The sequence below is a fragment of the Aestuariivivens sediminicola genome, from assembly GCF_022662015.1.
GTDB lineage: Bacteria > Bacteroidota > Bacteroidia > Flavobacteriales > Flavobacteriaceae > Aestuariivivens > Aestuariivivens sediminicola.
In genome coordinates, this window is sequence record NZ_JAKMCM010000004.1 from 310,948 (window position 1) to 323,656 (window position 12,709).

The window sequence follows — 12,709 nt, forward strand, 5'->3', positions numbered from 1 at the left end:
TTATTACGTATTTAAATGTTATTATTCGTTTATCACAAGTTCTTCAATATCCTCATAGTTACTGTAGCTGGAGGTTACGACCCTATCGCCTGGTTGCAGTCCTCCTGTGATCTCATAGAAGTCCGTGTTCTGACTCCCCAGGCTGATATCTACTCTGTAGGCATGCGAACCGTCCTCACTGAGTTTAAACATCCAATTTCCCCCTGTGGTCTGGTAGAAGCCTCCCTTAGGCACTAATAAGGCCTCCTTCTCCTGACTCAAGGCCACTTGTATCTGTAGGGTTTGTCCACGTCGTATACCGTCCGGCACGTCTCCTTCGAACTCCATATCCACCTGAAAACGTCCATTGGTCACCTGCGTATATACCTTTTTAATGACCAGCGTATATTGGTTGTTGTTAAACGTGAAGGTTCCACGCTGTCCGGGATAGATGCGCGCGATGTAATGCTCGTCGATATCAACGCGAACTTTAAATCCGTTGAGCACATCAATTTGCCCCAGGCGCTCTCCCTTGATTTTGGATTGTCCGATTTCGGCATCTAGCGAGGTCAACTGACCATCAACAGGCGCCTTTACAATAAGATCGGCCACTTTCCTGCGCATCAGTTCAAGTGCATTCTGAGTGCGCTCATAGGAACTGCGTATCTGTTGTTGCTCCTGACGGGTAGCCACGGAATCCTGTTGTAAAATCTGTTTGGCCAACTGCATTCTTTGTTTTTGATAGTTATATTCGTTCTCTGATCTGATGAATTCCTGACGTCCCACAGCATCTTTTTCATAAAGCTTTTTGTTGAGCTCATACAAACGCTCGGCTTCAATTAAACTGTTCTGAACATCAGTGAATTGATTTAACTTATTAATGGTATTCTGTCTTGCGGCATTTTGTGAAATTTGCATCTGGGTCAGCAGGTTATAAACCGAAGTTTCCTGATTGACCAGGCTAAGTTCCAGATCGGTATTGGTCAATCTGAGAATGGGTTCGCCTTGCTTCATAACCGCTCCGTCTTCAACGTACTTCTCTTCAACGCGTCCACCTTCCAATGCATCCAGATAAATTGTTGTAATGGGTAAAACAACGCCATTCACAGGGATATTCTCCTGGAATACGCCACGTTTAATCGTACTGATGCTCAGTCTTTCCTTTTTTACATTGAGCTTGGAATTGCCCGTGGATGAGAGTACGGCATAAAGGATGAAAAGTACACCTACTGCTACGGCTCCCCATGTTAACAGTTTTGATTTTGAAAACTTCTTTTTTTCTATTGGTACGTCCATGAAATACAAATTTTACTTCCTAGTATAGGAATACTGTGCCAAAGATTTAAATAGCTGAATATCAATATGTTTTAAAATACACATCACTTCAAAGTGTTCGGTTATGATACACCTTATGTACGAAACCGATACATTTTTATGACCTTAGAAAATAGTCGGTTATAATTATTAGAAAGGCTATTGAATTTCTTAAATTTGACTGATGCTTCTTAAAAATGCTAAAATATTGATCATTGATGACGATGAAGATGTGCTTATAGCGCTGCGTCTGTTGTTAAAATCAATGGTTCATACGGTAACTGTAACCACGAATCCGAATACCATTAACGACCATATCCGTAAGGTGGACTACGATGTGGTGATTCTCGATATGAACTTTAATGGATTGGTGAATACTGGAAACGAGGGTCTTTACTGGCTTAAAAGGATAAAAGAATTGGATTCCAGTATCGCTGTTATATTAATTACAGCTTATGGTGATATCGATCTGGCGATTAGCTCCTTAAAGGAAGGGGCCTCTGACTTTCTGGTAAAACCCTGGAAAAATGACAAGCTTATAGAAGCTATAAATACTCTAATTCGCAAAAAGAAAGGTGCTTTGAGCAAGCCAAATCTCAAGTTCAAAAAAGAAACGCGAATCGTTGGAGAAAGTGAAGTGATGCAGGATGTCTTTACCAAGATATCCAAAGTTGCTCCTACGGATGCCAACATTCTAATTTTAGGAGAGAACGGTACAGGGAAGGACCTGATTGCACAGGCCATTCATGCGAATTCCTTAAGGAAGGACAAACCCTTTATTAAGGTCGATGTGGGTGCACTAACCTCCACATTATTTGAAAGTGAACTCTTTGGGTACAAAAAAGGGGCCTTTACAGGTGCTAACGAAGATCGCATGGGGCGTTTCGAAGCGGCCAATGGAGGCACCCTGTTTTTAGATGAAATAGGAAATATTACTCTGGGACAGCAGGTGCGACTGCTTAGCGTTCTACAAAACCGTCAGGTCACTCCCCTAGGCTCCAATGAGGCCATTGATCTGGATATCAGACTTATTTGCGCAACGAATTTGGGTCTCAGTGATCTGGCCGATGAACATAAGTTCAGGAAGGATCTTATTTATCGCATCAACACCGTTGATATTATTGTACCGCCTCTCAGGGAGCGCGGCACAGATATCACCCTTATCAGTCACCATTTCATAGATCTTTATGCTGAAAAGTATTTCAAAGATCCGTTCAAAATGAGTCCTGAATTCATTAAAAAATTAAAGGCACATGCCTTCCCCGGCAATGTAAGAGAATTGCAGTATGTATTAGAGCGGTCTGTAATTATGGCAGAAGGAAATGTGCTTCAGGCAGACGATCTGGTATTTTCCGCCATTGAACGCGGTGCACCAGCGACGGCCAATAAAACTGTAAACCTGGAAACCTTAGAGAAAAATACGATTTTAAAGGTTATAGAAGACAATAACGGTAATATTTCAAAATCTGCCAAAGCATTGGGTATTACACGTACCGCATTATATCGTAGACTCCACAAATATGATCTATAAGTCCTTCTTTTTCTTTCTTCTTTTGAGGGTTATTTTACTATTACTTGCGGTAACGGTGATCGCCTATGGGATTACTGATAAACAAAATTTTCTCATTATTGGTGGTCTTATAATCACATTAGTGCTCTGTTACGATCTGTATCGATTTGTATCGAAACGCTTTGTTGAGATAGATGATTTCTTTGAGGCCGTGAAATACAGAGATTTTTCGCGCTGGTTTAGTGAGGAAAAGGGCTCTCAGGATATTCGAAAACTACATCGCGGATTCAATATCGTGAACAAAACCTTCAAAGACATTAATAATGAACGACAGGCACAGTTTCTTTATTTGCAGAAGATTCTGGAAATGGTAGATGTGGGTATTATTGCCTATAACCTTGAAAACGGGGAGGTCTTATGGGTTAACGATTCCATTTTGAACACCTTTAACCTTCCTTCATTTAAAAATATCCGCTTTGTTGAAAAGCGTCGCCCCCAATTATACGATGCCCTTTTCGAGACTTACCATACCAAGGATCATTCCATGACTCTGGAAATGAAGGATGAAAAATTAAAAGTATTGGTCTCCAATACTATTTTTCAGATGGATGACATGGCCTATAAGCTCATTGTGCTTCAAAATATTGAAACCACGCTCAATAAAAATGAATCTGAAGCCTGGAAAAAATTGTTAAGCGTGATGACCCACGAAATTATGAACAGCATAGCCCCTATCTCCTCCTTATCTGAAACTTTGCATTCAGAGGTTGAATCGAAACGTAAGCATCCCGATAGTTTCGATTTGAATTTAGAGGATCTCGATGCCGGCATTTTAAGTATTAAAAAGCGCAGTGAGGGCTTAATGAAGTTTGCAAAGACCTATCGCACACTAAATAAGGTAAGTCAGGTATCAAGATCCAGAATTTTGGTAAATGACCTGTTTAAGAACATTGAGAATTTGTTGATCCCTTCATTGAATCAGAAAGAGATCACTTTAGAATTTAAAAATTCAAATCCAAAATTAGAAGTTCATATCGACGTGCATTTAATCGAACAGGTTCTTATTAATCTGATCCTCAATGCCAGAGATGCCTGTGAAGGGATGGCGGATGGAAAAATTAGTGTTTCGGCTGAGAAATTCAGGGATGGTGTACAGATCAAGGTGGCTGATAACGGCGTAGGCATCCCCCCGGAAATTCTAGAGACCATTTTTGTGCCGTTTTACAGCACCAAAAAAACGGGCAGCGGTATCGGTCTCAGTCTTTCCAAGCAAATAATGATGCTGCATAATGGGCGCATTCAGGTACAGAGCATTGAAGGCCAGGGCACGGTAATGAGTTTGCTTTTTTAATGCTGCTTTGATTACTTTTCATGTGTGGTCCAAACTCTATGAGCGTTCTGTGTTCAGAGCAGCTATGGGATGGTTCACTACGGAAATAAAGGAAACCAGAAGACCCGATTAATCTGTAGAATAAAGGTTATAGGGCATCCTAATGCCAAGGCTATTTCTATTATCACCTCTCGTGAATTATTTTTTTAGAAGCGGATAAACGGCCTTGAATACATCCTCCTCAACCTGATAAAAGGTCGTCTCCTTGCCATATTTAAAGGCTAATTTGCTCCCGTTCGTAATAAAGACAATGCCAGTTTGCGTTGGGATGTTGAAGTACATATCACTCAGAAGGCCATAGGCAATTCCCGGGTGACCGGCCATGGTTCGGTCTTCAAAAATGATATCGGATTTAGGCGTATTGGTAATGCGGTGAATTCCCAAACCATAGGATAAATAGAAGTTATTCCACGTGTTGCCATTATCACCGTCGTAATCCCAATGACTCTTGAGCATCATGTCTGCAGAGGCTTTCGTTATGATCTGATGGCCATTTATGCTACCCCCGTTTAAAAACAGCTTTATGATTTGAGCCAAATCCTCGGCCGAGGCCCTCAGGTTTCCCTGTGGACCGAACAGCAAGCCATTCTGACCAGGTTGGTAGCCCTCGTACATGCGCGTGGGTGGTTTTTGACCTTGGTAATCGTCTGTCTGAGGCGTCCATTGACCCTCCTTAAAACGATAAAGAACTGCCAGATCATCAATGTTATCCACATTTGCCGGATCAAAATCGGCATGCATTCCCATAGGATTAAAAATATGCGTTCGGCAGTAGGAATCGAAGCTCATCTGACTTGCGATCTCTATAACCGATGCGATGATACCCCAAGTTGAATTCGTATAATTAAAAAATGTCCCTGCTGCATGCTTTGAATACATATCTTCTGTGAAATAAGCCCCATCAGGGTCAAATAAGGCTTTGATAGGCAGTTGCCCTTCGATCATTTCCTTTGAAAAACGACCATAGCCTTCACCATCCGATATACCGCTGGTATGGGTGAGTAAATGATACAATGTAATTGGTATATCGGGGAAATTCGGGTTGCGCAATTCCCAACCCAAATAATCACTGACATCGGTATGCAAATCCACCTTCCCTTTTTCCATCAATTGCATCAACGCCAGGGTCGTAACGGTTTTAGAAATTGAGGCCACCCTGTATTTGGTATTCGAAGTGACCTTGCTTCCATTGGCCACATTTGATAGTCCAAAACTTTTATGCCACTGTACTTTGCCCTCATCAATGAGAAGCACGGACATACCCATTAATTCATTTTTCCTGAATATCCCTTCGAGGATGGTATCCATAGCCTGCTCATTATTATCAACGCGCTCTGCAGTCGACGCATCTCTTTCCTTACATGATACTGTAAGGAGCACAGTACTTAAAATAAATAGTAAAGCAGTTTTCAATCTGTGTCCCTCTTAAAATTAGTATTCCATAAAATTACGAATAGTCTCATGAATAATGCGTTTATTCCTTAACCGGAAGCAAAAACTTTAACTTTTGAGGGAGTATTTGGATACGCACCGGTGTATGACCAATAAATTCACCATCAATTTCAACCGGACAGGGCCTATTCTCGTGATACACAGCTATGCTTCTAACGGTATCATAATGTACTTGAGGATGCCTGATCGTTTCACCTCTTTTTATGCTTCCCAAATGTTTAAAATAATCCAGTAATGAGACATTACCTATGTTGGTCATGTTTAATACATTACTGTGGATATTGGCTTTTGGAGCAATGCAAAGACCATATCCGAAATAGGGGCCATTACATATGGCAAGCGTCAGTATTTTGCCTGCAAAAATATAATCCCCTTCAACCTTTAGTTCCTGCTTTGTGTATTGCACCATACCTCGCAGTATCGCTAAGGCATACTTTATTTTACCCGGAAGAAACCTTGTATTCTGTTTTAAAATGGCCTGGGTTACAAATCCCCCGAGTCCGATATCGGCTACATTTATAAATCGCTTTGCTAATGCTGTTTCCTGATCCAAACCGGTAACAAGTCCAAGATCAATGTCTTTATAGCTATCATTACGAATCAGATCAAAAAGAAAATGCGCATCACATTGGAGTTGCTGTCCTCTCGAAAAATCATTACCGGTTCCATAGGGCAATAGCCCTATAACGACCTTTGAGGACAGGTCTATCCCATTTATCACCTCATTCAAGGTGCCATCACCACCAATAGCGATAATATAGTCGCATGTCGCGCTCTTCTCATTTGCTATAATCGTGGCATGTCCGGAATAGCGTGTCGTTACCACCTCAACTTTTGAAAAGAAAGCCTGATTTGAAAAGAACGTTAAAATGCGCTGCAGTTTTTTACTTTGCCTTTTCGCTCCATTTACGATAAAGAGGATACGTTTCAAATGCTATTATTAAATGAGATCAACAAGCACAAATTTATACTTTTCTTAATTGATCTCGTATTTACTTTCCGATGCAATATGTAACTTTATTTTATAAGGGTTTAGTAGTATAAGGTGTAAATATGACACAAAAAAATAGCTTCTGTTTTTTTTAGTTTGGTTATATTTTCTTCATTTTCATTGTTAATAAACAAAATAGCATTTCCTAACAATGAGCATATCCCTTCTTAAAGTTTAAATTGATATTTAGTCAACCTTTTATCTCCGGTTTTAGATAACACTTGTTGTTCTACAGCCCATTTTAAATCCCTACTTGCTGTGGCTTGGCTTATATCTTTAAAGTTTTGTAAATAGTCCTTACGGCTAAATTGGTTTTCTTTTATGATATCTTTGTAGAGTTCAATCCTATCTTGCGTTGTAAGTGTTCTGTTTTGCGTTTTTAATAGGTTTCCCAAGGCTTGAAGTATAATGCCTAGCATAAACTCAATAAATGGTGTAGAATGCCCCGATTTATCAGATATGCTTAATACCTTATAATATGCCTCCTGATTTTCTTTAATGAGACTTTCAACTGGTAGAAACTCAAATACCGGGTATTGTTGCATTAAAATTAAAGTTTGCCACAGTCTCCCCATACGCCCATTACCATCTATAAACGGATGTATAAATTCAAATTCATAATGAAAGACACAGCTTTTAATAAGTAAAATATCCTTATCCGTTTTAAGATAGTTAAATAAATCATTAATGAGTCCTCTTACCATATCACCGCCTGGTGCAAGATGCTCTACTTTTGAATCTTTAACAATACCAACATTTTTAGTTCTTAGCTTTCCTGCGTCTTCAATTAAGCCATGCATTAAAATGGCATGAGTCTTTTCTAAGTCTGTTAATTTATTTGGATTAAACGTTCGTAATTGCTCATACACTTCTATAGCGTTTTGAACCTCCAAAATATCCTTTCGTGGAGCCATTACTCTTTTATCATCTAAAAGTGCCGTAATCTGCTCTTCTGTCAGCGTATTACCCTCAATCTCTAAGGAGGATTGTATAGTTTTAATACGGTTCTTTTTTCGTAACTCAGTTGGTGGTTTGTATAAATGTGTTGCATTTATTTCCCCTAGTCGCTCAGAAATAGCTACAACTAATTTTAAAATGTTATCGGTAATCTGATATGGTGGTCGCATTTCGTGATAGTATCATTTGATAGTATCACAAAGATATAGAATCTTACTAGTGTTTTCCTAAAATTGGAAATAGTTTTATTGTATAAAGTTTTTCAACTTTCATCTATTACAGGTTTTTGAAGCCTTTATAATATTCAATGTAAAGACTTTGCTTTTCCGACCTTAATTTCTTCTTTCTTAGAGGAGCTTTTATCATTGCGACACAAAAAAGTAGTAAAAATAGGTTGTAAAAAGAAAAAATAAATTAAGAATTTATTAACAACAATTTGATTTACAATCAATTAAAATCAAATGACATCAAAAAAATTACTGTCTATTTGCCGATGCAAAAGTTAGCGAAGATGTTTCCTAAAAGCTCATCATTAGTGACTTGCCCCGTGATTTCACCAAAATGATACAAGGCTTGTCGGATATCTATGGCCAAGAGATCGCCGGACAAACCGGACTCCAGCCCATGTTTTACCTTGTTGACTTCTTCAAAAGCCTTTAAAAGTGCATCATAATGACGGGTATTGGTGACGATGGTATCATTATTCTTTAAGGCTCCCGTGTTCACAAAACTTAACAAAATCTCTTTTAGTTCCTCAAGCCCTACACCACGCTTTGCAGAAATAAGGAGATTGTGAGACCCTTCAATTGCTCTCAGGGTGCTTTTTAAACGATTCAATTCAGCTTCAGAGAGTTTATCGATCTTATTCGCCACCACCAATAATGGCTTTTGGGGGTATTTGTTCTTTATCTTCTCTATTTCCAAACTCAGTCTTTGGGTGGCAACCCCGTCCTTCGACATGACATCTGCCTCAAACAGATAGATGACTACCTGGGACTTTTCTATTTTTTCAAAAGTCTTTTTTATCCCCAGGCCTTCAACCACGTCCTTTGTGTCCCGAATGCCCGCCGTATCAATAAATCGGAATCCAATACCGCCAATCGTTATTTCATCTTCAATGGTATCTCTGGTGGTCCCTGCAATGTCGGAAACAATGGCCCGGTCCTCATTGAGCAGGGCATTTAGCAAGGTCGATTTGCCTACATTGGGTTCCCCGACAATGGCTACGGGGATCCCCTGCTTAATAACATTTCCAACAGCAAATGAATCGATCAGGCGTTTCAAAACAAAACTGATGCGATCCAACAAGTCCTTAAACTGACTGCGATCGGCAAATTCGACATCCTCCTCGGCAAAATCCAGTTCCAATTCAATGAGGGACGCAAAATTCAACAATTCCTCACGCAGCTTTTCAATTTCTGATGAAAAACCACCACGCATCTGCTGCATCGCAATTTGATGTGATGCCGCATTGTCACTGGAAATCAAATCGGCCACCGCTTCCGCCTGACTCAAGTCCATTTTCCCGTTCAAAAAAGCGCGAAGGGTAAACTCTCCGGGAGTGGCCATACGGCATCCTTTGCGCAGGAACAATTGTATGATTTCCTGTTGTATGTAATGGGAACCGTGACAGGAAATTTCAACGACATCTTCTCCCGTATAGGAATTGGGATTCTTGAACACCGATACCAGCACTTCGTCAATCGTTTTAGTCCCATCCATTATATGTCCAAGATGAATGGTATGTGTCTTTTGGTTTACAAGTTGTTTCCCTGAAACCGATTTGAAACTGGCATCTGCAATGGAAATGGCCGCACGACCCGATAAACGTATAACCGCTATGGCACCAACTCCCGAAGGCGTGGCTAAAGCGACTATGGTATCCTCATGCATCATAGGTGAATTTGCTGGTGATAAATTATCTTGTTCCGGCTTGATTATAATAGATAGATTCCTTCCGGTTTGATGTCTATTATACGTTGTTTATATAGTGTTCCAATGGCTTTTTTGAAGCTCTTTTTACTCATTTGCAACCGTTCCTTAATGACTTCAGGGTCCGTTCTATCATTTAGCTTTAAATAGCCGCTATTATCCTTGAGCTCCTGCATGATCCGATCGGCATTAGGCTCGATACTTCTGTAACCGACCTGACCCAAAGCAATATCCAGTTTGTTACCCGACCTCACTTTTTTCACAATGCCCTTGAGTTTATCGCCCACATTGATATCCTCAAATAGTTGATCCTTATAAATCAAACCGTGATGTTTTTTATTCACAATAACATTCCACCCAATATCAGATGGATGGGATGCGATGAGATCTACCTCATCAAACTGCTTCACCGAAAGGTGTTTATTGTCTAAAAATCGATTGGTTTTACTCGAGGCCACCAGCCTGTTGGTTTTCTCATCCAGATAACAATGTACCAGATACCAACCCCCAGGTTTCATTTTAAAGACTTGTTCCTTGAACGGACAAAACAATTCCTTAACCAGTCCCCAGTCTAAGAACGCACCATAAGACGTGACCTCATTGCATCTCAACAGTGCAAAATCACCTCGGGTCACATAGGGCTTTTCGGTTGTTGCCACCGGACGTTCCTCATTATCCAGATACACAAAAACATCAATTTTATCCCAAATCATGAAGGCCTCCGGAACATAGCGATTGGGTAAGAGCACCTCATTACCTTCATCGTCCGCGAGGTACACCCCTTGTTCGGCTTCTCTGAATATGTCCAATGTATTGTACTGACCCAAATGTATCATGCGGCAAAGGTAATGTATTTAAGCAGAGATTGTGAAATAAAAGATGGAAGTAAGTATGGTATCGAATAGAAAAATGCCTGAATCTCTTAACTACAACTAATACACGGAGGCTTTACCAAAATGTGTGGTTAACAGATAGTAAACCACTACCCTGTATTTGGTTCTGTTGGTTTTACCGTATTGATCCATGACCATGGCAATGCTTTCATCCAGCTCCGGACCGTCATTCAGGCCCAGCTTCCTGATCAGAAACTTTTGTTTTACTGTTTCCAATTCAGAGGGATCTGAACTGGATACCGTTGAAGAGTCCGGATTATAAATGGATGGCCCACAACCAATAGCAATCTTCGTAAGTAATTCCATATCGGCATCGATATTAAATTTATCCTTTAAGTCGGCAGCATATTTGAGTATGAGTTCCTCTCTTTTATTCATTTTTAAACAGTTTCAGTGTTAAACGGATATAAATGTAACCAATAATACACGTAAAGGCATGGTTTCATCAAAATATATTCGCTTCAACTTCATCCCGACCTTTGATGCATTCACATCTGCAAAACGATTAACTAAAATTTACAACGCGATTATTTTATGAAATCAAAATAGTTTAATAAAATACTATCATTCTCCAGTCGAGGGGTAAATATTTCCAGTAGTTTCGGGGATTTACTTTTTGAATAAAAGCGCAGCAATGACTGCTTTAAGTCTGTTTCGTTCGATACGCCCTGGTAGGTGAAATTGTACATCTGACAGAGTTCGCGGGCATTCAACGGGTGTGTGGTCTCAAAGTAGGTATCGAACTCCTGCGTATTCTTGTGACCAGGTAAAATTCGGAAAATACCCCCACCCTGGTTATTGATCAAAATGATTCTAAAATTGTTTGGAATGTAATTGTTCCATAGGGCATTACTGTCATAGAAGAAGCTCAAATCGCCTGTGATAAAAGTGGTTTGCTTTTCAGAGACAGCGGCACAGCCTATAGCCGTTGATGTACTTCCGTCGATCCCACTTGTTCCCCTGTTGCAATACACCGCAATGGACTTTTTAATATTGAATAATTGCAAATAGCGAATCGTTGAACTGTTACTTGACTGTAAAATGGTTTTATGAGGCAAGGACTTGACCAAAAGGTCAAAAATTTTGAGATCCGTAAACGGTATTTCCTGTATATACTCCTTTTGCCTGGCATTACGTCTGTTTTTGACGATCGTCCAATCCTCCCTGTAGGTACTCTTCACGTAGTGTGTTATCTCCGGCAAGAATTGCCCGAAAAAAGCATCAGGTGTTGCTTCGATATGCCTGGTTAAGCAAAAGAAGGTATCATAGGCCCTTTCCGGGTCGATGTGCCAATGCTGCTTTGGTTGATACCGCCTTAACAAGGCCTTAATTTTTTTTGACACGATCATTCCTCCAAAAGTGAGCAAAATATCAGGTTGTAGCTCGGCTTTTTCAGCCTCGTCAAGTGGGGCAATAATCTGGTCTATATTTGGAAAAAAACCAGGATGGTGGAGATTGGATGTGGTTTCGGTCATTACCATCACGCTGTCATCTTCATACAGCTCATCCAACCATTCCTGCGCTATGGTTTCAGGTGCATTGCATCCCACTAAAATTAACTTTCGTTTGGCAGCATTCCAATCCTCCAAACATTCCCGTATAATATAATCATCTATAGGTTTCGATCTGTAGCTGACCTTTATCTCTTCGGGAGACACCAAAAGAGTATCAACCGTCTCATATAATGGCTCATCAAAAGGCACGTTAATATGCACCGGTCCTTTTTTGTGTATGGCCATATTGATAGCGGTATTCAGGGACTCTTCATTAAAGGTCTGAATGTCCTTTTGCAGACCGAGGAAGCGCTCAAATTTATCTTCGATAGTCTTGATCATTGGTAAGTCCTCACTCGCCGGAATATTTTTCTCATCCTTGAGGTCAAGTTTTAAATTAGCCGAATACAGGATGTGATTTTCAAATACATTTTTCTGATTGATGGTCTGTCCGTCGCCAATTCCAATCAGGTGCTTTGGTCTATCGGCTGAGACAACGACCAGAGGCAAGCGACTGTAAAAGGCCTCAGAAACAGCCGGATAATAATTCAACAGAGCACTACCCGAGGTACATACTACGGCTACAGGTTCCGAAAGTTGTTGGGCGATTCCAAGTGCAAAAAAAGCGGCACAGCGTTCATCGACAATACTATAGCATTTAAAATAAGGGTCGCTTGTGAAACCAATGATAAGTGGTGCATTTCTGCTCCCTGGTGATATGATGATGTGTTTAACCTGTTTTGCTTTACAAAGATGAACCACTGTCTGCGCAAGTGGTATGTTTGAGTACGTCATTCA

10 protein-coding genes are annotated in these 12,709 nt (G+C 40.3%); 2 read left to right on the forward strand and 8 right to left on the reverse strand.

What is annotated here, in order from left to right:
* Positions 1-21: 21 nt before the first annotated feature.
* Entirely contained in the window at positions 22-1,275 is a 1,254-nt protein-coding gene (locus tag MR041_RS11190) for an efflux RND transporter periplasmic adaptor subunit (RefSeq protein ID WP_242093932.1), read from the reverse strand.
* A gap of 202 nt (positions 1,276-1,477) precedes the next feature.
* Here MR041_RS11190 and MR041_RS11195 point away from each other — a divergent pair, with 202 nt between their 5' ends.
* Positions 1,478-2,824, forward strand: coding sequence for a sigma-54-dependent transcriptional regulator (locus tag MR041_RS11195; protein ID WP_242093934.1), 1,347 nt, complete (start codon positions 1,478-1,480; stop codon positions 2,822-2,824).
* Positions 2,814-4,154 carry a sensor histidine kinase gene (locus MR041_RS11200; protein ID WP_242093936.1) on the forward strand — a complete coding sequence of 447 codons (1,341 nt, stop codon included), beginning with the start codon at positions 2,814-2,816 and terminating at the stop codon, positions 4,152-4,154. The genes MR041_RS11195 and MR041_RS11200 overlap by 11 nt, the downstream gene beginning before the upstream one ends.
* A 177-nt stretch (positions 4,155-4,331) precedes the next feature.
* Here the strand turns inward: MR041_RS11200 and MR041_RS11205 are convergent, their stop codons facing one another.
* From MR041_RS11205 to menD, 7 genes are all read right to left on the reverse strand, one after another.
* Positions 4,332-5,606, reverse strand: a complete 1,275-nt coding sequence (locus tag MR041_RS11205; protein ID WP_242093938.1) for a serine hydrolase domain-containing protein — start codon at positions 5,604-5,606, stop codon at positions 4,332-4,334.
* A gap of 61 nt (positions 5,607-5,667) precedes the next feature.
* Complete coding sequence (locus tag MR041_RS11210; protein ID WP_242093939.1) at positions 5,668-6,576, reverse strand: diacylglycerol/lipid kinase family protein; 909 nt, start codon at positions 6,574-6,576, stop codon at positions 5,668-5,670.
* A gap of 227 nt (positions 6,577-6,803) precedes the next feature.
* Positions 6,804-7,763 carry a Fic family protein gene (locus tag MR041_RS11215; protein ID WP_242093941.1) on the reverse strand — a complete coding sequence of 320 codons (960 nt, stop codon included), beginning with the start codon at positions 7,761-7,763 and terminating at the stop codon, positions 6,804-6,806.
* A 313-nt stretch (positions 7,764-8,076) separates the two neighbouring features.
* Positions 8,077-9,489, reverse strand: coding sequence for a tRNA uridine-5-carboxymethylaminomethyl(34) synthesis GTPase MnmE (gene mnmE / locus MR041_RS11220; protein WP_242093943.1), 1,413 nt, complete (start codon positions 9,487-9,489; stop codon positions 8,077-8,079).
* Between the two features lie 41 nt (positions 9,490-9,530).
* Positions 9,531-10,361 (reverse strand): CvfB family protein, encoded by an 831-nt coding sequence (locus MR041_RS11225; RefSeq protein ID WP_242093945.1) that lies wholly within the window; start codon positions 10,359-10,361, stop codon positions 9,531-9,533.
* A gap of 96 nt (positions 10,362-10,457) precedes the next feature.
* A complete protein-coding gene (locus tag MR041_RS11230; protein ID WP_242093947.1) occupies positions 10,458-10,796 on the reverse strand; it encodes a DUF2853 family protein in 339 nt (112 codons plus the stop codon).
* Between the two features lie 149 nt (positions 10,797-10,945).
* Positions 10,946-12,706, reverse strand: a complete 1,761-nt coding sequence (gene menD / locus MR041_RS11235) for a 2-succinyl-5-enolpyruvyl-6-hydroxy-3-cyclohexene-1-carboxylate synthase (protein ID WP_242093949.1) — start codon at positions 12,704-12,706, stop codon at positions 10,946-10,948.
* Positions 12,707-12,709: the final 3 nt, after the last annotated feature.